17 protein-coding genes are annotated in these 18,747 nt (G+C 72.6%); 7 read left to right on the top strand and 10 right to left on the bottom strand.

Annotated elements, in window-relative coordinates:
* Positions 1 to 49 precede the first annotated feature (49 nt).
* Positions 50 to 523, bottom strand: coding sequence for a hypothetical protein (locus ACFPGP_RS17990; protein ID WP_378592217.1), 474 nt, complete (start codon positions 521 to 523; stop codon positions 50 to 52).
* A 156-nt stretch (positions 524 to 679) separates the two neighbouring features.
* On the opposite strand from ACFPGP_RS17990, the gene ACFPGP_RS17985 reads away from it, so the two are divergent.
* From ACFPGP_RS17985 to ACFPGP_RS17975, 3 genes are all read left to right on the top strand, one after another.
* Entirely contained in the window at positions 680 to 1,846 is a 1,167-nt protein-coding gene (locus tag ACFPGP_RS17985; RefSeq protein ID WP_378592215.1) for an Mrp/NBP35 family ATP-binding protein, read from the top strand.
* 44 nt (positions 1,847 to 1,890) lie between these two features.
* Positions 1,891 to 2,220 (top strand): sec-independent translocase, encoded by a 330-nt coding sequence (locus tag ACFPGP_RS17980; RefSeq protein ID WP_378592214.1) that lies wholly within the window; start codon positions 1,891 to 1,893, stop codon positions 2,218 to 2,220.
* A 212-nt stretch (positions 2,221 to 2,432) separates the two neighbouring features.
* A complete protein-coding gene (locus tag ACFPGP_RS17975; protein ID WP_378592212.1) occupies positions 2,433 to 4,307 on the top strand; it encodes a DPP IV N-terminal domain-containing protein in 1,875 nt (624 codons plus the stop codon).
* Between the two features lie 16 nt (positions 4,308 to 4,323).
* Here the strand turns inward: ACFPGP_RS17975 and ACFPGP_RS17970 are convergent, their stop codons facing one another.
* On the bottom strand, positions 4,324 to 4,860 hold the full coding sequence (locus ACFPGP_RS17970; protein ID WP_378592211.1) for a hypothetical protein: 537 nt from the start codon (positions 4,858 to 4,860) through the stop codon (positions 4,324 to 4,326).
* Between the two features lie 148 nt (positions 4,861 to 5,008).
* On the opposite strand from ACFPGP_RS17970, the gene ACFPGP_RS17965 reads away from it, so the two are divergent.
* Both ACFPGP_RS17965 and ACFPGP_RS17960 read left to right on the top strand, forming a co-directional pair.
* A complete protein-coding gene (locus ACFPGP_RS17965; RefSeq protein WP_378592209.1) occupies positions 5,009 to 5,725 on the top strand; it encodes a LysM peptidoglycan-binding domain-containing protein in 717 nt (238 codons plus the stop codon).
* The gene (locus ACFPGP_RS17960; RefSeq protein WP_378592208.1) at positions 5,722 to 6,246 is read left to right on the top strand and encodes an Rv3235 family protein; all 525 of its coding nucleotides are present in this window, start codon (positions 5,722 to 5,724) and stop codon (positions 6,244 to 6,246) included. Before ACFPGP_RS17965 ends, ACFPGP_RS17960 begins: the two co-directional genes overlap by 4 nt.
* Positions 6,247 to 6,250: 4 nt before the next feature.
* Here the strand turns inward: ACFPGP_RS17960 and secA are convergent, their stop codons facing one another.
* The gene (gene secA, locus ACFPGP_RS17955) at positions 6,251 to 9,079 is read right to left on the bottom strand and encodes a preprotein translocase subunit SecA (RefSeq protein ID WP_378592206.1); all 2,829 of its coding nucleotides are present in this window, start codon (positions 9,077 to 9,079) and stop codon (positions 6,251 to 6,253) included.
* Positions 9,080 to 9,245: 166 nt separating this feature from the next.
* On the opposite strand from secA, the gene ACFPGP_RS17950 reads away from it, so the two are divergent.
* Positions 9,246 to 9,836 carry a TetR/AcrR family transcriptional regulator gene (locus ACFPGP_RS17950; protein ID WP_378592205.1) on the top strand — a complete coding sequence of 197 codons (591 nt, stop codon included), beginning with the start codon at positions 9,246 to 9,248 and terminating at the stop codon, positions 9,834 to 9,836.
* 37 nt (positions 9,837 to 9,873) lie between these two features.
* Positions 9,874 to 10,989, top strand: a complete 1,116-nt coding sequence (locus ACFPGP_RS17945; RefSeq protein ID WP_378592203.1) for a glycosyltransferase — start codon at positions 9,874 to 9,876, stop codon at positions 10,987 to 10,989.
* Here ACFPGP_RS17945 and ACFPGP_RS17940 read toward each other — a convergent pair.
* The 7 genes from ACFPGP_RS17940 to mtrB all read right to left on the bottom strand — a co-directional run bounded on the left by ACFPGP_RS17940 (position 10,961) and on the right by mtrB (position 18,745).
* A complete protein-coding gene (locus tag ACFPGP_RS17940) occupies positions 10,961 to 11,449 on the bottom strand; it encodes a VOC family protein (protein WP_378592202.1) in 489 nt (162 codons plus the stop codon). The two genes, ACFPGP_RS17945 and ACFPGP_RS17940, sit on opposite strands and share 29 nt — an antisense overlap.
* Before the next feature lie 74 nt (positions 11,450 to 11,523).
* On the bottom strand, positions 11,524 to 12,708 hold the full coding sequence (locus ACFPGP_RS17935) for a winged helix-turn-helix domain-containing protein (protein WP_378592200.1): 1,185 nt from the start codon (positions 12,706 to 12,708) through the stop codon (positions 11,524 to 11,526).
* A gap of 37 nt (positions 12,709 to 12,745) precedes the next feature.
* Positions 12,746 to 13,402 (bottom strand): response regulator, encoded by a 657-nt coding sequence (locus ACFPGP_RS17930; RefSeq protein WP_378592199.1) that lies wholly within the window; start codon positions 13,400 to 13,402, stop codon positions 12,746 to 12,748.
* Between the two features lie 132 nt (positions 13,403 to 13,534).
* Positions 13,535 to 14,152, bottom strand: coding sequence for a ribosome hibernation-promoting factor, HPF/YfiA family (gene hpf / locus ACFPGP_RS17925; RefSeq protein ID WP_378592197.1), 618 nt, complete (start codon positions 14,150 to 14,152; stop codon positions 13,535 to 13,537).
* A gap of 361 nt (positions 14,153 to 14,513) precedes the next feature.
* Complete coding sequence (locus ACFPGP_RS17920; protein WP_378592196.1) at positions 14,514 to 15,275, bottom strand: ComF family protein; 762 nt, start codon at positions 15,273 to 15,275, stop codon at positions 14,514 to 14,516.
* A 99-nt stretch (positions 15,276 to 15,374) separates the two neighbouring features.
* A complete protein-coding gene (locus tag ACFPGP_RS17915) occupies positions 15,375 to 17,132 on the bottom strand; it encodes an LpqB family beta-propeller domain-containing protein (RefSeq protein WP_378592194.1) in 1,758 nt (585 codons plus the stop codon).
* Positions 17,129 to 18,745: an MtrAB system histidine kinase MtrB gene (mtrB, locus tag ACFPGP_RS17910; RefSeq protein WP_378592193.1), complete on the bottom strand. Its 1,617-nt coding sequence runs from the start codon at positions 18,743 to 18,745 to the stop codon at positions 17,129 to 17,131. Before mtrB ends, ACFPGP_RS17915 begins: the two co-directional genes overlap by 4 nt.
* Positions 18,746 to 18,747 lie beyond the last annotated feature (2 nt).

Genomic DNA, 18,747 nt, shown 5'->3' with positions numbered 1-18,747 from the left:
CGGGTCCCGGCCCTCGAGCGGCGCCCCGGTCGTCAGGGGCGCATGTCGCTCAGCTGCTGCTGGAGCCGAGGTCGACGTTGCACTCGTCCTTGGCGTGCTTCTCGATGTTGTCCGCGGCGTCCTGGAAGTCCTGGTCACCGAGGCTCTGCAGCTTCGGAGCGAGCTCCTGCAGCTTGGCCGGGTCGAAGTTCTCCGGCATCTCGCCGTTCTGCATCTTCGCGAGGTCGTCCATCGTCAGGCCGGCGTCCTCGAGCGCGGTCTGGAAGTCCTGCAGCGCGCCGTCGAGGGTCGCCCAGTCCTCCTGGACGGCGTCAGGGGCCTCGCCCGCCAGCTGGTGCATCCGGTCCATCGCCTTGTCGAGGTCGGCCATGTCGGGGTTGTCGCTGTCGAACGCGGCGAACTCCTCCTGCGCCGACTTCAGGTCGTCACAGTACGAACTGCTCTCGCCGCTGTCGCCCCCGCCGCAACCGGTCAGGAGGCCTGCGCCGAGGACCAGTGCGCCAATCACAGGTGCTACACGCATGGTGGTCGAGCTCCTCTCACGGACGCCCCGTCGGCGCCGACTCCCCACCCTGTCACACCTGGTCACGCCGTACACACGGGCTCCCCGCGCGCCGACCGCCCCTCTGGACCGCCTCGGCGTCGGGCGGCCGCGGCCGCGCCAGTAGGCTTGCCCATCATGAGCACGTCCCCCCAGCAGCCGCTCGAGGCCGCCGTCCGCGCAGCCCTCGCCGAAGTCAACGACCCCGAGATCAAGCGCCCCATCACCGAGCTCGGCATGGTCGAGTCCGTCAGCGTCGACGAGACCGGGGTGGCCGCGATCCGCGTGCTCCTCACCGTGGCCGGCTGCCCGCTCAAGGACACCATCAACCGCGACGTCACGGCGGCCGTCAGCCGGGTCGAGGGCATCCGCGAGGTGCGGCTCGACCTCGGCGTGATGAGCGCCGAGCAGCGCGCCGGCCTGCAGGAGCAGCTGCGCGGCGGGCAGGCCCAGCGCGAGATCCCCTTCGCCCAGCCCGGCTCCCTGACCAAGGTGTACGCCGTGGCCAGCGGCAAGGGCGGCGTCGGCAAGTCCTCGGTGACCGTGAACCTCGCCCTCGCCATGGCCGCGCAGGGCCTCAAGGTCGGGGTCGTGGACGCCGACATCTACGGCCACTCCGTCCCGGCCATGCTCGGGGTCGCCGACGAGCGGCCCACCCAGGTCGAGGACCTGATCATGCCCGTGCCGACCCCGAGCGGTGTCTCGGTGATCTCGATCGGCATGCTCAAGCCCCGCCGCGACCAGGTGGTCGCGTGGCGCGGCCCGATGCTCGACCGGGCGCTCGTGCAGATGCTCGCCGACGTCTACTGGGGCGACCTCGACGCCCTGCTCCTCGACCTGCCTCCGGGCACCGGCGACATCGCGATCTCGCTCGGCCAGCACCTGCCCGGCGCGGAGGTGGTCGTGGTGACCACGCCGCAGGAGGCGGCCGCCGAGGTCGCCGAGCGGGCCGGCACCATGGCCTCGATGATGCACCAGCGCGTCGTCGGCGTCGTCGAGAACATGAGCTACCTGCCCTGCCCGCACTGTGGCCCCGAGCACCGGCTCGAGGTCTTCGGCAGCGGCGGCGGCGACCGCGTCGCGACCACGCTCTCGCAGCGCTTCGGGTACGACGTCCCCGTGCTCGGCCGGATCCCGCTCGACACCGCGCTGCGCGAGGGCGGTGACATCGGGCGCCCCATCGTCGAGGCCGACCCCACCAGCGTGGCCGCCGAGGAGCTGAACCGGGTCGCCGGCACGCTGACCGGTCGCGGGCGCGGCCTGGCCGGCATGCAGCTCGGGCTCACGCCGTCGAGCCGGTTCTGAGCGGATCCTGAGCCGGGCTGGGCAGCGCCGAGTAGGTTGCTGACGTGTTCGGAGTCGGCCTGACGGAGCTCGCGGTGATCGCGTTCGTCGCGGTCGTCGTGCTCGGTCCGGACAAGCTGCCCGACCTCGCCCGCCAGGCCGGGCAGATGCTCCGGCGCCTGCGCGAGCTGGCCACCAGCACCCGCGACGAGCTGCGCGAGGAGCTCGGCCCCGAGTTCGCCGACCTCGAGCTGAGCGACCTCGACCCCCGGGCCATCGTCCGTCGCCACATCATGGAGGCGATGGAGGACCCGGTCGAGGACAAGCCCACGCCCCGCGGCCTGCGCCCGCTCCGCCCGGGCGAGCTCCCGCCGTACGACGTCGACGCCACCTGACGCGCCCGTCCGCCGGGTCACTGGCATTCCACCACCGGTCTGGTCACGCCGTCGGCGACCGGACTGGACAGGCCGGGGACGCCTCTTGTCCGTCCGCACCGACGTGATGAGCATGAAAGGTCAACCACGCATGGTCGCCCGCTGCGGAGCGCGGCGTGGGGCGCTCCGCCGTCGCGCGTCCGTCCTCGGGTGCGAAGCCGGTGGGAGGACCCATGACTCGTTCCCGACTGCTCATCGCAGCATCGGCCGGCGTGCTGGCCACGACGCTCGTCCTCGGGAACTCGAGTCCGGCAGGTGCACACCGGCAAGCGGCCGTCGGCACCACCGGCGGCGCGGCGGCGCACGACACTCATCTCGGCCCCACGCCGACAGGCGTCTCGGTCGCGCCGGGACAGGGCGGCCGTATCGCCTTCACCCGGGGCGGCAGGTTGTTCGTCATGGGCAGCGACGGCAGTGGTGCCGTCGACATCACGCCCACGTGCGAGGCGTTCGAACCCGCGTGGTCACCCGACGCGACCATGATCGCCTTCATCCACCGGTGCGGCCCGTCCGGAACGTTCGACCTCGCAGCCGTCGAGCCCGACGGCTCCAACATGGTCACCCTGGTGGCGACGGGCACCGACGAGGCCCAGCCGGCGTACTCGCCGGACGGCGACCGGATCGCCTACCGGAGCTCGGACGCAGGGAGTGCTGACATCTACGTCGCGAACGCCGACGGCACGGACCCGGTGCGGCTGACGTCCAGCCCGGCGGTCGACGACTCCCCGTCGTGGTCGCCGGACGGCCAGCAGATCGCCTTCGACAGCGATCGGTCAGGCTCCTTCGACATCTTCTCCGTGCAGTCGGACGGCTCGGACGTCACGCGCCTGACCTCGACCCCGGCGAACGACTTCTTCGCGAGCTGGGCGCCCGACGGCCGGCGGATCGCCTTCGACCGGGGGGCTGACATCCACTGGATGTCCGTGCCGGGAGGGGAAGTCAGGCGCCTGACGTCAGACTCGGCGAGCACCATGCCTGAGTGGTCACCCGACGGCACCAGGCTCGCGTTCGTCCAGAACGGGCAGGTCGCGGTGATGAACGCAGACGGCACCGGCGTGACCTCGCTGGGGGACGGCAGCTGGCCGGCATGGGAGTCGCTCGGCGGGCAGGGAGACGCCAGCATCTGGTTCCTCAGCGATGCGCACGTCGACGTCGGGCGCAAGGTCTCGCTGGCAGGCTGGCTGTCGATCCCGGGGGCATCGAGTGCGGGCCGTGTGGTCACGGTCGAGGCGCGACCGCCGGGCGGCGCCTTCGCGAGCATCGGCACCACGACGAGTGAGCTCGACGGGCAGTTCCGCTTCACCTCGGTTCCCCACGAGACCGGCACCTGGACCTACCGGGTCACGTGGAGCGAGGAGGGTGCGACTCCCGCGACCTTCCAGGCGACCATCGAGGCGCGCAAGCGTGTCGCGGTCGTTGCCGTGGCGCTCTCGGACCAGAAGCTCCACTACGGGCAGTCCGCCAGGGTGACCGCGCGGATGGAGGACGGCCCAGCGCGGGCGGTCGTCTCCATCTACGGTCAGCCCGAGGGCCGGGCGCGCTTCCTGGTGGACCGAGGGCGGGTCGACCGCCACGGCACCCGCTCGACCACGGTCCGCCCGAAGGCCCACACGACGTACTGGGCGCAGTTCGCTCCGACCAGGGGATGGACGGGGGACCGGTCACGGACGGTCCGCGTGCACGTCGACGCCGCGTGGACGGCACGAGCACGCGGCGGCTACGCGACCGCCGGCCGCTACCGGCTCTACCACTACTCGCGGACCTGCATGTCGAACCCGCCGCAGGGCTGTCCGCAGTACCTGTTCACGCTCCACCCGAAGCACCCCGGGGCCCGCGTGGAGTTTCGCTTCGAGTACCACTTCCGCGGGCGATGGCGGGGCACGAGCTCAACAGGAGAGCTCGGCGACAGGAAGCGGATCCTCGCCTGGACCTGGTACAGGGACGACAGGGTCCTCGGCGTCCCGCTGCGCATGAGGGTGCGGTTCCCCGGCGATGACGACCACGGCGCCGCCTCGTCCGCCTGGGTGTACGCCAAGGTGACTCGCTGAAGCAGCCACGTCCGCCTCACGTCGAGGCGCTCTGCACCGCCGCAACGGCCGGGAAGGCCACCAGCACCTCTCGCCCCTCGGGGCCGCGGCCCTCGACGAAGTCGGCGCCCACACGGGTCGGCACCAGCTCGTGGCGTCCACCGTCGCGGCGGTGCACGACCACCGGCTCGCCGGCATCGGCGAGGCGGCGCAGCGCTGAGCCGAGGCCGAGCCGGGCCACGGCCGGCCACGCGACCTCCGGCACGGCACGCCCGGAGGCGCCGGTGACCGCCGCGACCGCCGCCAGCGGCACGATCCAGTCGTGCCCGGGCCGCTCGAGCAGGCACCACTCCCCCGCCACCCGGACCAGCCGGCCCGCCACGGTCCCGACGCCCGTCACGTCGAGGGCCAGCTCGTCGTCCACGGAGGACATCAGGCGCCCGGCGAGCGTCACCGCGGCGTACTCCGCCCGGGCGCGGTCCCCCAGCTCGGCCGCCCGCTCGGCGTCGTAGAGGGCGGCCGCCTGCTGCTCGAGGTCGTCGAAGGTCGCGAAGAGCCGCTCCTCCCAGTCCACGGGGTCCCCCTTCCGCGGCGCGCCCCGAGCGCGCGGCTGAGCCGACCCTAGGCCACGCCGGGCGCCCCTGGGCTGGGGACGACGCTCTTGCCAAGTGCACGTTTCCATGATTGAACTGGGTCAAACACAAGCAAACTCAAGGTTCGACATGCACATTCTCTCGGGACACCAGCCTCGTGCGGCGCTGTGCTGGGTGCTGCTGACCGCGGTCGTCGCGCTCGCGACGGTCGCGCTGGCGCCGGGGCTCACCGGTTCGGCCACGCCGCGCACCGGGCCGGTCGGCGGGTTCGAGGCGATCCTCGTCCGGGTCTGCGCCGTGTCGGGGCTCGCCAGCCTCGGCTGGCTCTGGGTCGTCGCCACGGTGGTCGTGGTCGACACCCTGCGGGGGCGGACCGGCCCCCGCCGCGGCGTCCCCGAGGGCGTGCGCCGACTGCTGCTCGGCGCCTGCGGCCTCGCGCTGGCCGGGAGCGTCGCGTCGACGCCGGCCCACGCGGGCCAGCCGGAGACCCACCACCCGCGCAGCGGCGTCGCGGGCCTCCCCCTGCCCGACCGGACCAGCGCCGTGTCGCGGATCGCCTGGCTCGTCGACCACCCCCACCGCACCCGCCACCCCGAGCACCACGCACACCCGCGGCCCGAGCCGTCCCCCCGACGGGAGGCGCGGGTGTGCGTGGTCAGCGACGGGGACACCCTCTGGACGCTCGCTGCCGAGCACCTCGGCCCGAGTGCGGACGACGCGGCCGTGGCGCACGCCTGGCGCGCGCTCTACCGCGCCAACCGGGCCGCCGTCGGCCCCGACCCCGACCTGATCCGTCCCGGCCAGCGACTGCGCGTGCCGGACCACCTGCGAGGAGGAACCACATGACCGGCTCGACGCTCGTCCGCACCCACACCGGCACCGTCGTCCCGCTGCGGACCGCACCGGTCGGCAGCATCCAGGGCACGCTGGCCCTCGATCTCGAGCCGGTCGTCGAGCCGCCCGCCCCGCCGCCGCTGCGCGCCCTGGGCGCCGGCGACGTGGTCAGCGTGGACGCCGGTGCGCGCGGACGCCTCGAGCAGTGGTCCCTGCGCTACGCCCAGGCCGCGGCCGAGATCGCCGGCGGCGACCGCCCGGTCGCCCAGCTGCTGCGCTGGACCGACCCCGACGTCTACCTCGACCTCGCGCGCCGGGCGCAGCTCGTGGCCCACGCGGTCGGCCAAGCCGCCGGGCAGGGTCGCGTGCAGTCGGTGCGACCGCAGGTGCTCGGCGTCCGCACCTGCTTCGTCGCCGACGACGCCGCCGAGGTCAGCGCCCACCTGCGCTACGGTGCCCGCTCCCGCGCCCTCGCGATGCGGTTCGAGGTGCGCGGGAGCCGGTGGATCTGCGTGGCGCTGGAGTTCGCCTGACGCCTCAGCCGGCCGGGCGCGCGGTGAGGCCCGTCGGACCACCCGGAGCGCCGTGGCACTTCTTGAACTTCTTGCCCGAGCCGCAGGGGCACTCCGCGTTGCGGCCGACGCCGGCGAACTCGTCGTCGGCGTTGCTGGCAGTGGCCCCGCGCACCTCGACCGCCCCGTCCTCGGTGGGCGCGGAGTAGGAGAGCTGCTGCGGCGTCTGGGGACGCGACAGGCCCTTCGCCTTGATCAGCGGCGACGCCTCGCGGGCAGCAGCGGTCTCGGGGGCGTCCGCCGCCGGCACCGGCTGGCGCATCGGTTCGACGACCTCCTCGACCTCGGGCTCCTCCTCGTCGACCTGGACCTCGAGGTTGAACAGGAACCCGACCGACTCGGCCTTGATCACGTTCATCATGGCCGCGAACATGTCGAAGCCCTCGCGCTGGTACTCCACGAGCGGGTCGCGCTGGCTGTAGGCACGCAGGTAGATGCCCTCGCGCAGGTAGTCCATCTCGTAGAGGTGCTCGCGCCACTTGCGGTCGAGCACGGAGAGCACCACCTGGCGCTCGAGCTCGCGCAGGACGTCGGCCCCGACCTCCTCCTCGCGCCGGTCGTACGCCGCCTGGGCGTCGGCCTGGAGCGTGGTGATGAGCTCGTCGCGGTCGAGGTTCTCCCGGCCGCCGGCCTCCTCCTCGAGCCGGACGCGGTCGACCGAGATCGGGTAGAGCTGGCCGAGCGCGACCCAGAGGGCCTCGAGGTCCCACTCCTCCGCGAAGTCCTCGGTCGCGCCGGAGACGTAGCCCGCGATCACCTCGTCGATGAACGTGCGGATCTGCTCCTGCAGGTCGGCGCCCTCGAGCACCCGCCGCCGCTCGCCGTAGATGACCTCGCGCTGGCGGTTCATCACGTCGTCGTACTTGAGGACGTTCTTGCGGGACTCGAAGTTCTGGCCCTCGACCTGGCCCTGCGCGTTCGCGATCGCGCTGGTGACCCGCTTGTTCTCGATCGGGACGTCGTCCGGGATCTTGAGGACCTGCAGCACGCGGTCGACCCAGTCGGACTTGAACAGCCGCATCAGCTCGTCCTCGAGCGAGAGGTAGAACCGCGACTCGCCCGGGTCGCCCTGGCGGCCGGAACGACCGCGCAGCTGGTTGTCGATGCGCCGCGACTCGTGCCGCTCGGTGCCGATCACGTAGAGGCCGCCGAGCTCGCGGACCACGTCGTGTTCGGTCGCGACCTGCGCCTTGATCGTCTCGAGCGCGGCGGGCCAGGCCGCCTCGTACTGCTCCGCCGTCTCGCCGGCGGGTTCGAGGCCCTCGGCGCGCAGCTTCTGGTCGGCGAGGAACTCGACCGAGCCGCCGAGCATGATGTCGGTGCCGCGACCGGCCATGTTGGTGGCCACGGTGACGGCGCCCTTGTGACCGGCGAGCGCGACGATCTTCGCCTCGTTGGCGTGGACCTTCGCGTTGAGGACGGTGTGCGGGATGCTGCGCTTCTTCAGCAGGCCGGAGAGCAGCTCGGACTTCTCGACCGAGACGGTGCCGACCAGGATCGGCTGGCCCTTCCCGTGCCGCTCGGCGATGTCCTCGACGACGGCGTGGTACTTCGCGATCTCGGTGCGGTAGACCAGGTCGGGCTGGTCGACGCGCCTCATCGGCTTGTTGGTCGGGATCGGGACGACGCCGAGCTTGTAGATCTTGTCGAACTCGCTCGCCTCGGTCATCGCCGTACCGGTCATGCCGGAGAGCTTCTCGTAGAGGCGGAAGTAGTTCTGCAGGGTGACGGTGGCGAGGGTCTGGTACTCCTCGCGGACCTCCACGCCCTCCTTGGCCTCGATCGCCTGGTGCAGGCCGTCGTTGTAGCGGCGCCCGGACAGCATCCGGCCGGTGTGCTCGTCGACGATGAGCACCTCGCCGTTCATGACGACGTACTCCTTGTCGTTGCGGAACAGCTCCTTGGCCTTGATCGAGTTGTTCAGGAACGAGATGAGCGGGGTGTTCACCGACTCGTAGAGGTTCTCGATGCCGAGGTGGTCCTCGACCTTGGTGATGCCGGGCTCGAGCACCGAGATCGTGCGCTTCTTCTCGTCGACCTCGTAGTCGACGTCCTTCTCGAGCTTGAGCGCGATCTTGGCGAACTCGCCGTACCAGCGCACCTCGTCCTGGGTCGGGCCGCTGATGATGAGCGGGGTCCGCGCCTCGTCGATGAGGATCGAGTCGACCTCGTCCACGATGGCGAAGCTGTGACCGCGCTGGACGCAGTCCTCGATCGAGCTGGCCATGTTGTCGCGCAGGTAGTCGAAGCCGAGCTCGTTGTTGGTGCCGTAGGTGATGTCGCAGGCGTAGGCCACGCGACGCTCGGCCGGGCGCATCTCGGGCAGGATCACGCCGGTGGTCAGGCCGAGGAAGTGGTGGATGCGCCCCATCCACTCCGCGTGGTACTTGGCCAGGTAGTCGTTGACCGTGACGACGTGCACGCCCTTGCCGGAGAGCGCGTTGAGGTACGCCGGGAGGGTCGCGACCAGCGTCTTGCCCTCACCGGTCTTCATCTCGGCGATGTTGCCGAGGTGGAGGGCGGCGCCGCCCTGCACCTGCACGTCGTAGTGCCGCTGGCCGATCACCCGGCGGGCGGCCTCGCGCACGGTGGCGAACGCCTCCGGCATCAGGTCGTCGAGGGTCTCGCCGTTCTCGAGGCGCTTCTTGAACTCCCCGGTCATCCCCTGGAGCTCGTCGTCGCTCATCGCGACGAAGTCGTCCTCGATCGCGTTCACGGCCTGGGCCACCGCCTCGAGCTGGCGGAGGATCTTGCCCTCGCCGATACGGAGGAGCTTGTCGAGGATGGCAGGCACGGATGTGTCTCCTGGCAGAGCAGTCGGAAGGCGGACGCAGTAGCGCCCGCCACTCTACCCAGCGGGCGAGAGTGCCACCGATTCGTCGGGGAATCACCGCGGTCGCGCAGATTCCGCGTCAATGGTCGTTGACACGAACTGCATTTTGGTGTCAACTGGCACTCACATGAACTCGACGCGCACCTACACGATGACGGCCCGGGCCCGCTCCGTGGAGCAGACCCGGACCCGGATCCTCGACGCCACGTTCGCGCTGCACTCCGAGCGGCTGGCCGGCGACATCGCCCTCGACGACGTCGCCGAGCGGGCCGGGGTCTCGGTGCAGACCGTGCTGCGGCACTTCGGCAACCGCGACGGGCTGGTGCGCGCCACGGTCGAGCACGCCCGCACCCGGGTCGTCGAGGAGCGGCAGGCCCCGGTCGGCGACGTACGCGCGGCGGTGCGGGTGATCGTCGACCACTACGAACGCCGCGGCGAGGGCGTGCTGGTGCTGCTCGCGCAGGAGGGCACCGAGGGCTTCGTCCGCGAGATCACCGACCGCGGCCGGCAGCTGCACCGGGAGTGGGTGGCCGCGGTCTTCGCGCCGTACCTGCCCGGCGCCGGCGACAGCGCCGCCGACCCCGACGGCGGGGCGCTGCTCGACCTGCTCGTGGTCGCCACCGACGTCTACACCTGGAAGCTGCTGCGCCGCGACCGCGGCCTGACCCGCGCCGACACCGAGGCGCGCATGCTCCGCCTCGTCGAGGCGCTGCTCTGACCGGCTCGACGCCGAACGGCCCTGGGAGGGAGCCACCATGTCCGACATCCTGTTCGTCACCTGGGACGGCGGCGGCAACGTGCCGCCGGCGACCGCGATCGCCCGCGAGCTCGTCGCGCGCGGCCACACCGTGCGCTTCCTCGGCCACGCCGCCCAGGTGGCGGCCCTCGAGGAGGAGGGCGTCGAGGTCGTCCGCGGCCGGCACGCGCGGGCGTACTCGCGCTTCGACCGCTACTCCCCGCTCACGATGATGGCGGTCTTCGGCGACCGCGGCATGGGCCGCGACCTGCTGGAGGAGACCTCGGTGCGCCGCTACGACCTCGTCGTGATCGACTGCCTGATGGTCGGCGCGCTGGCCGCGGCCCGCGAGGCCGGGCTGCGCTACGCCGTCCTCGAGCACCTGTACGACGCGTACTTCCGGCGCACCATCCTCGGCGGCCCGATGGGGCTCAACCTCCGCCTTCGCCGGCTCGCGCCGCAGCGGTCGCTCGAGGACGCAGCGGTGCGGCTGGTCACCTCGCTGCCGGAGCTCGACCCGGTGCCCGACCCGCCGGCCAACCTGCGCCAGGTCGGCCCCGTCGTGCCGCTGTCCGCGCCGGCCACGCAGGGCGGCGACCCGACCGTCCTGGTCAGCCTGAGCACGTTCGGCTACCCGGGCATGACCGCGGCCCTCCAGCGGCTCGTCGACGCCACCCGCGACCTCGACGCCCGGGTCGTGGTGACCACGGGCCCGGCCGTCGACCCCGCCGACATCCGCGCCCCGCGCGGCACCGAGGTGCACCGTTTCGTGCCCCACGCCGAACTGATGCCCGGGCTCTCGCTCTTCGTCGGGCACGGCGGCCACGGGAGCACGATGACGGCGCTGGGGCACGACCTCCCGCTCGTGCTGATGCCGATGGACGGCCTCGCCGACCAGCCGGGGGTCGCCGACAGCGTGGAGCGTGCCGGCGCCGGTCGCCGGGTGGCCAAGAAGGCCTCCCCCGCCGACCTCGCCCCGGTGCTCGCCGCGATGCTCGCCGACGGACCCCACCGCGCCGCCGCGGCGCGGCTCGGTGCCGCGGTCCGGGCCCAGCCTGGCGCCATCCTCGGGGCGGACGCGCTCGAGGTCGCGCTGGACGGTTCGGTCACACCCGGGGGGCGACCTCCGCGCTGAGGTTCTCCGACACCCAGGCCCGGATCTGCTCACTCGACAGGTCGGCGGAGCGCAGCGCCTCCTGCGCGGCCCGCATGAGGTCGTTGGGGCAGGAGAGCTCGAGCGCGATGTTGTCGGGGTCGCGGAAGTTGAGGTGCGAACCCATCTCCATGTCCCGGATCGGCGTGTAGACGACCCCGTGCTGGTCGAAGCGGCGCTGCCACTCCTCGAGCTCCTCGCGCGACGACGCCGCGAGCCCGAGGTGGTCGAGGCCGGTGGTGAGCTCGGTGAACGCCCCGCCCTGCGCACCCTCGTGCCGCAGGACGGCGATGCTGAAGCCGGTCGAGGGGTGCAGCAAGATCCGCCCGTACCCGACGTCCATGACGGTGACGAAGTCGAGGACCTCGGTGTAGAAGCGCTCGCTCACGTCGAGGTCCGTGACGGTGAAGGCCACGTGCGAGATGCCTGCGAAGGTGACCACGGCGACTCCCCTCCCGGTCTGCGGTCACCCCAGCGTCGCACCTACCGTGCCTGCGCGCGACCGGGTTCCCGCCGTCAGTCGACGCGCAGCGCGGGCGCCAGGTCGCCGCGGGGCTCGACGACGATCTCCTCGAGCCCCAGCCATCCGGCGAGCCGCCGCAGCTCGGCCGAGAGCTCCTCGGCGGTCTCGGGCGGCGCGTGCTGCTCGGCGTACGCCGCCTTGACCAGGAGCCGGCCGCCCGGCCGGTCGGCCTTGAGGTCGACCCGGGCCACGATCCGGTCGCCGAGCAGGAAGGGCAACACGTAGTAGCCGTGCTTGCGCTCGGGCGCGGGCACGTAGATCTCGATCCGGTAGTGGAAGTCGAAGAGGTTCTCGGTGCGGTCGCGCTCCCAGACCACGGGGTCGAACGGGCTGAGCAACGTGCGGGCCGGCACCCGACGCGGCAGCCGGACGTCGCGGTGCCACCAGGCTTGGCGGTTCCAGCCCTCGACGGTCACCGGCACCAGCTCGCCGGTCTCGACGAGGACGTCGACGGCGGCGCGGACGTCGGCCTGCAGCATCCGGTAGTAGTCCGCGAGGCAGCGCAGGCTGCCGATGCCGCACGACCGCGCGGCGCGGCGCACCAGCTCGAGGTGGGCCTCCTCCCGCGTCGGCGTCGGCGCCGCCAGCACCGCCGGGGGCAGCACCCGCTCGGGGAGGTCGTAGAGGATCTCGAACTGGCTGTTGCGCGCGGCGATCGCGACCTGGCCCGACATGTAGAGGTAGTCGAGGACCTTGCGGGTCTCCGACCAGTTCCAGCCCCAGTGGTCCTTGCTGCGCGGGAGCCCGTCGTCGAGGTCGCGCGCCGTGGAGGCGCCGCGCTCGCGCACCTCGTCGAGCACCCGCTGCTCGAGCACCGGGTCGCTCGCCACGAACCCCCACTTGCCGCGCTCCGCGCGGTAGCGCTCCATCCGGTGCTGCATCACCGGCCACAGGTCGACGGGCATCAGCGCCTGGACGTGTGCCCAGTACTCGACCAGCCGGCGCGGGCGCCTCTCTGCCGCACGGCGCAGCAGGTCGGGGTCGTAGGGGCCCATCCGGGCGTAGAGCGGCATGTAGTGGGCGCGCTGGAGCACGTTGACCGAGTCGACCTGGAGGACGCCGGTGCGCTCGACGGTGCGCTGGAGCGTGCGCATCGTGGGCGGGTCGTGCGGCTTGTCGAGGAAGCCCTGGGCGGCGAGCACGACGCGGCGCGCCTGGGCGGTGGACAAGGACTGCATGCGCGGGAGGCTAGTGGCGGGGACCGACCGTGGTCGCCTACGGCAGGTCGAGCAGCTTCTCCTTGACCGCGTACATGACCGCCTCCATGCGGGAGTGGAGCTGCAGCTTCTCGAGGATGTTGCGCACGTGGTTCTTCACCGTGTTCTCGCTGATGAAGAGCTCCTTGGCGATCTCGCGGTTGTTCATGCTCTTCGCGACGAGCCGGAGCACCTCGAGCTCGCGCTCGGTGAGCCGGAGACCGGGGACGTGCTCGCGCTCGGGGCGCGACATCTGCTTGAACTCGTCGATCAGCTTGACCGCCATCGACGGGCTGATCAGCGACTGGCCGTCGGCGACCACGCGGACCGCCTGCGCGACCTCCTCGATCGAGGAGTCCTTGAGCAGGTAGCCCGAGGCGCCGCTCTTGACCGCCTCGTAGAGGTCGGCCTCCTCGTCGGAGACCGTCAGCATGATGATCTTGGCCGACGGCACGGTCTCCTTGATCGCGAGGCAGGCCTCGATGCCGGAGCGCTTCGGCATCCGCACGTCGAGGAGCACCACGTCGGGCGCCACGCTCTCCGCGAGCGTCGTGCCCTCGACGCCGTCGCCGGCCTCGCCGACGACCTCGATGTCGGGCTCGGTCGCGAGCAGCATGGTCAGGCCACGCCGGAAGAGCTCCTGGTCGTCGACGACGAGGACTCGCACGGGTTCCACGGCGTTCTCCTGTTGGGCCACACGCGCATCATGGCACGGGCGGGTGGCGAAGTCGTGCAGGTCGGGCCACCGTGACGACGGGGCGGGATGACCCGATCGGGCCACCCCGCCCCGGCAGAGGACCGGCGTTCGTCAGTCGCTGTCGGTGTCCAGCGAGATCACGCCGTAGTCGTAACCGCGACGGCGGTAGACGACCGAGGGCAGCTCGCTCTCCTTGTCGACGAACAGGTAGAAGTCGTGGCCGACCAGCTCCATCTCGTAGAGCGCCTGGTCGAGGGTCATCGGGCTCCCCTTGAACGCCTTCTCGCGGACGACGAGAGGGCCGTCACCGGTGACGGTGATCGGACCGACCTGCCGTTCGATGATTCCCTCGTCGCCGTCGTCCTCCGCACCCGCAGGTGCGTCGGCGAGGGCCTCGGACACGGAGACGGGGGTGTGCCGGCCGTGGTGGACGCGCCGCCGGTCGGCCGCGCGCCGCATCTGGGCGGCCATCTTGTCGATGGCGAGGTCGAGCGCCCCCATCTTCTCCTCGGCCGCCGCCTCGGCGCGGATCACGGGCCCCTTCGAGAACGCCGTGAGCTCCACCTTGACCGCCCGGTCGGCCTGCCGCGGGTTGCGCTCGTTCTCGACCTCGACCTGGACCCGCATGATGCGGTGGTCGTGCTTCTCGAGCCGCGAGAGCTTCTCGGCGACATGACTCCGGAAGCGGTCGGAGAGCTCGCAGTGCCGTCCCGTGACCACAACTTCCATCTGAACCTCCCGATATCCGTTTGGTTTCACCGTGCCTGGCCGCGAACCCCGTTCAGGGGGCCCGGACAGGGCTGGAGTCCGTTCGGCCGACCTGGTCTTCGTCCCCACAGTCGCCTGCTGAGGCTCTCGCAGCTTCTCTGCCACTACTCACCTTCTCCCGCCCGACGTCGTGTCTGACGACGGGGGCGAGGCAGGACTTACGTCTAAGCCGCACCGTGATCACGACCGGGGACTGCTCCCCGGACCGCTTACGTGGACCGTTTCGCCTGCGACTGGCATCGGCTTGCCGTGGGGCCGCCCCGGATGTCCGGAGCGCCCCGACGACGCAACCACGGACCCGAACGGACTCCATGCACAGACGCTAGTCCCTGGGTGGGTACGACGGAACCTCTGGTGCGGATGAGTCCGTCACGTGGGCGATCGCGACGCCGCGTCCGGACGTCGGGTGGCGCCGCACGGTCGCGGCGACGGTGGCGATGCCGGACACCTGCAGGCCGGTCGCCTCGAGCGCGCGCTGGGCCTCGCGCGCCGTCGCGCCGGTGGTCAGCACGTCGTCGGCGACGACCACCCGCAGCCGTCGCCCGGCGAGCCGGCGCAACCGGACGGCGGGGCAGGCCATGGAGCCGGCGAGGTTGGCCGCGCGGGCGGCGGCGTCGAGCCCTGCCTGGTCGCGCACGCCGCCTCGCGAGACCAGCAACCGCGCGACCTCGGCCCGGGTGCCGTCACGCCGCAGCTCGCGGACCGCCTGCACGGCGACCGCACCGAGCGGGTCGTGGCCGCGGGCGCGGGACGCACCGGGACGCGAGGGCACCGGCACCACGACCACGGGGTCGCCGCGGCACGCGGCTGCCACCGACAGCGAGAGCAGCGCCCCGAGGGGCCGGGCCAGCGCGAGCAGTCCGCGCTCCTTGTGGGCCAGCACCATCGCCCGCACCACCCCGTCGTACGCCGTGGGCGCGAAGCAGTCGGCCAGCCCGGGCGGGGTCGGGTCCGGGCACACCGGCAGCGCGGTGTCGGGGAGGCGCGCGACGCAGGCGGGGCACAGCGCCCGGCCCGGCCGCGCGCACCCCACGCAGCGGCCGCCGAGCAGCAGGTCGAGGACGGCGTCACGCACGCCACCCATGGCAGCACCTCGGGCGTGCCGGCGGGACCGGCGCCCGCCCGCCTGTGGACCACCCCGTCCCGACCGCCCGCTGGGGACGTGTCGCGGGTCGGACCGCGGTCAGCCCGCGTAGTCGAGGGAGTCGACGCCGGCGTCGACGTCGATGCCGACGGCCCCGCCGGCGGTGAAGTCGATGAGGGTGTGAGGCGTGACGGCGAAGAGGTTCTGGCTCGGCGCCGGAGAGGCGGCCAGGCCGAGCACGTTGCCCGTGAGGGTGGTCAGGGTGCTGTCGAACGCCGACGGTGCACCGTCGACAGACGCCGGGCGCACCTGCCACAGCGCCGTGCCGACGCGCGACAGCACGACGACAGCGGTCGGGGTGGCCCAGCCGAGGTCGCGCACCCGCAGCTGTGGGTCACCGACCACCGACAGCGGCCGGGCCACGGTGGCACCGAGCACGTGGCCGGTCCGGTCGTGCCTGATCCGGCTGGCGACGAGGCGGTCGTTGCGCCCCTGGATGACCGCGACGAGACGGGTGCTGTCGCGCGAGACCAGGAAACGGGTCACGTCCTCGCCGGTCACACCGGGGACGCGGACCGGCACCGGTCCGTCGTCCGAGAGGTAGGAGACCCGGGCCCCGGAGGCGCGGGCGTCGACCATCCAGAGCCGGTCGGAGAAGTCCCAGGCCGGCCGCAGGAAGTCCTCCGCCTCGCTGGCCACCGGCTGCACCGATCCGTCCTGGCCGCGCACCGAGCTCAGGGAGATCGTCGTGCCGTCGCTGCTGACCGAGGCCGCCCGGGTGGCGGGCAGGTTGACCGCGACGCTGCGCACGTCGTGGTCGCTCTTCCCGAGCGGTCCGGACACCGGGGCGAGGGTGTCGGGCGGGCCCGAGACCAGCATCCCGTCGCGCAGCCCGTAGAGGAGCGAGCTGGCCCCCAGCACGGTCGGGTCGTACTCCGCGCCCTGGTCGTTGACCGGGAACAGGCTGACGCCGTCGGAGAGCACCAGCGGCTCGCCGCCGATGGAGACGCGCAGCGCGGTGATGGTCGGCTCCTGGCGCAGCGTCCAGGCCAGCTGCGCCACGATCAGCTCGCTCGCCTCGGGGGTGAGCTGCCCGCTGAAGCCGTCGAGCTGGACGTCGGCGACCCCGTCGTCCGAGATCGGCACCGACAGGGCGAGCTGCAGGCCCTCGGGGAGCGCCGTCGTGACCACCTGCCGCAGGCTGGGCCCCGGCCCGGCCAGCAGCGCATTGACCAGGGTGCTGGCGAGCTGCTCGCCCTCCGGCACGAACACCGGCTGCGGCACCAGGATCTGCGAGGTCGGGTCGAAGAAGTAGAGGGCGACCTGTCGGAAGTACTGCTCGAACCACGTCGCCGGCACGATCAGCGCGTCCGGTGCCTGGGCGATCCGCCACTCCCCGCCCTCGCGGACCATCGGCAGCCGCAGCCGCTCGCCCAGCCGGCCCAGCCGCCCGACGTACGAACCGCGGGCATCCAGGGTCTGGGCGTCGGACAGACGCAGCGCGACCTCCGTCTCGCCCTCCCGCAGGACCGCCTGCGGCTGGGAGGTCTCGGCGTAGGTGATGGTCGCGTTGTCGGGGCTCCACTCGCCCCGGGCGTCGCTGCTGAGGTACTCCTCCGCGACGGTGACGTTGACCGGGAAGGCCGTCATCGCGTCGAGGAACCCGGTGGCGATGTCGGCTGCCGACGCTCCCGGCGGGGGTGGTCGGGCGTCGCTCCTGACCCCGGCAGCGCCGCTCTCGCCGCCGTCGGACTCGGTGGTGACGACCGGGCCCTCCGTGGGCATTCCGCAGCCGGCGGCGAGCAGCGCGGACAGCAGCGCCACGACCAGCGCCGGGACGGTACGCCGGGGGCTCATGCGACCGGCTCCCCGGCGTCGGCCGGCACGAGCGGCAGCGGGCTCTGGCGGATCACGCCGCCGATCCGTCGTGGCAGCGTCAGCCGGAACTGCGCGCCCTCGCCCGGACGGCCCCAGGCCTGGAGCCAGCCGCCGTGCAGGTGCGTGTCCTCGAGCGAGATCGACAGCCCCAGCCCGGTGCCGCCGCTGGTGCGGGCACGCGACGGGTCGCCGCGCCAGAACCGGTTGAACACGAGCGCGGACTCCCCCGGGTTGAGCCCCACCCCGTAGTCACGCACGGCCACCGCGGCCGCGTGCTCGTCGCCGGCGACGACCACCACGACGCGGCCGGTCTCGGCGTGGTCGATCGCGTTGGTCACCAGGTTGCGCACGATCCGCTCCACCCGGCGCACGTCGGCCTCGGCCAGACAGGGGTGGGCGGGGGCCCGCACCTCGACCTCGGTGCCGCGCCGCTCGGCCAGGGCGCGCGTCATGTCGGCCACCCGGTGGGCCACGTCGACCAGGTTGACGTCGTCGGCCTCGAGGATCGCGGCCCCGGCGTCGAAGCGGCTGATCTCGAGCAGGTCGACGAGCAGCGTCTCGAAGCGGTCGAGCTCGGTCTGCAGCAGCTCGGCCGCCCGGGCGGTGGTCGGGTCGAACTGGTCGCGGGCGTCGTGCAGCACGTCGCCGGCCATCCGCACCGTGGTGAGCGGGGTGCGCAGCTCGTGGGAGACGTCCGAGACGAAGCGGCGCTGCACCCGGCTGAGCTCCTCGAGCTGGCGGATCTGGCGCTGCAGGCTGGTCGCCATCTGGTTGAACGACGTGGCGAGGCGCGCCAGGTCGTCCTCGCCCCGGACCCGCAGCCGCTCCTGGAGCTGCCCGGCGGCCAGCCGCTCGGCCACGCGGCGCGCCATCGCGATGGGGGTCACCACCTGGCGCGTGACCAGCCAGGTGATGCCGCCGACGAGCAGGAGCAGGAGCACCGCGGCGGTGAGCAGCGCGCGGGTGACGAGGGCGAGCGTCTCCTCCTCCTCGTCGAGCGGGAAGAGGTAGTAGAGCGTGTAGCGCTGGCCGTCGGCCGGCAGCGTGATCTGCGAGCCGACGACGATGCCGGGGCCGCTCACCATCCCGCCGTCGGCACCCTCGCGCCGGATCTCGGTGTAGGTCCACGCGGTGTCGGCAGGCTCCGCGAAGTGGTCCTCCAGGGACGCCGGGACGCTCGAGGTGTCGAGGCCGTCGGTGTACTTGGCGCCGCCGTCGGCGATCCGGGTGGCGCCGCTCGGGCCCGACAGCACGACGCTGAAGCCGCGGGTGTCACCGCTCTGGATGATCGGGTCGATCAGCTCGCGCTGCTGGGCGCCGGCGTTGCTGTCGCGACCCGTGGCCGCGCCGAGCCGCTCCTCGGCCTGGCTGGTCTCGTTGTCCGCCTCCGCGACCACGGCGTCGACCCGGTGCTGGAGGAGGCCGTCACGGGTCTGCTGGAGCAGGAACCACCCGACCACGCTCACCACCGCGGCCGACAGCAGGATGGTGCTGACCACCACGCGGGCCTGGATCGAGCGGCGCCAGAAGGCGGGGGTCCAGCGCGCCAAGCCGGTGCGTGGCTTGCCGGGTGGCGGGGCAGGGGTGGACACGG

Origin of the sequence: Nocardioides taihuensis, assembly GCF_042657275.1 — a bacterium.
Lineage (GTDB): Bacteria > Actinomycetota > Actinomycetes > Propionibacteriales > Nocardioidaceae > Nocardioides > Nocardioides taihuensis.
Note: the sequence above shows the minus strand (reverse complement) of the source record. Positions and strands in the feature narration are given on the sequence as shown.

What these genes read in the sequence shown, in the direction of transcription:
- ACFPGP_RS17990 (WP_378592217.1), bottom strand. Translation starts at nt 523, where the DNA reads ATGCGTGTAGCACCTGTGATTGGCGCACTGGTCCTCGGCGCAGGCCTC.
- ACFPGP_RS17985 (WP_378592215.1), top strand. Translation starts at nt 680, where the DNA reads ATGAGCACGTCCCCCCAGCAGCCGCTCGAGGCCGCCGTCCGCGCAGCC.
- ACFPGP_RS17975 (WP_378592212.1), top strand. Translation starts at nt 2,433, where the DNA reads ATGACTCGTTCCCGACTGCTCATCGCAGCATCGGCCGGCGTGCTGGCC.
- ACFPGP_RS17965 (WP_378592209.1), top strand. Translation starts at nt 5,009, where the DNA reads ATGCACATTCTCTCGGGACACCAGCCTCGTGCGGCGCTGTGCTGGGTG.
- ACFPGP_RS17960 (WP_378592208.1), top strand. Translation starts at nt 5,722, where the DNA reads ATGACCGGCTCGACGCTCGTCCGCACCCACACCGGCACCGTCGTCCCG.
- ACFPGP_RS17950 (WP_378592205.1), top strand. Translation starts at nt 9,246, where the DNA reads ATGAACTCGACGCGCACCTACACGATGACGGCCCGGGCCCGCTCCGTG.
- ACFPGP_RS17945 (WP_378592203.1), top strand. Translation starts at nt 9,874, where the DNA reads ATGTCCGACATCCTGTTCGTCACCTGGGACGGCGGCGGCAACGTGCCG.
- ACFPGP_RS17935 (WP_378592200.1), bottom strand. Translation starts at nt 12,708, where the DNA reads ATGCAGTCCTTGTCCACCGCCCAGGCGCGCCGCGTCGTGCTCGCCGCC.
- hpf (WP_378592197.1), bottom strand. Translation starts at nt 14,152, where the DNA reads ATGGAAGTTGTGGTCACGGGACGGCACTGCGAGCTCTCCGACCGCTTC.
- ACFPGP_RS17920 (WP_378592196.1), bottom strand. Translation starts at nt 15,275, where the DNA reads ATGGGTGGCGTGCGTGACGCCGTCCTCGACCTGCTGCTCGGCGGCCGC.
- ACFPGP_RS17915 (WP_378592194.1), bottom strand. Translation starts at nt 17,132, where the DNA reads ATGAGCCCCCGGCGTACCGTCCCGGCGCTGGTCGTGGCGCTGCTGTCC.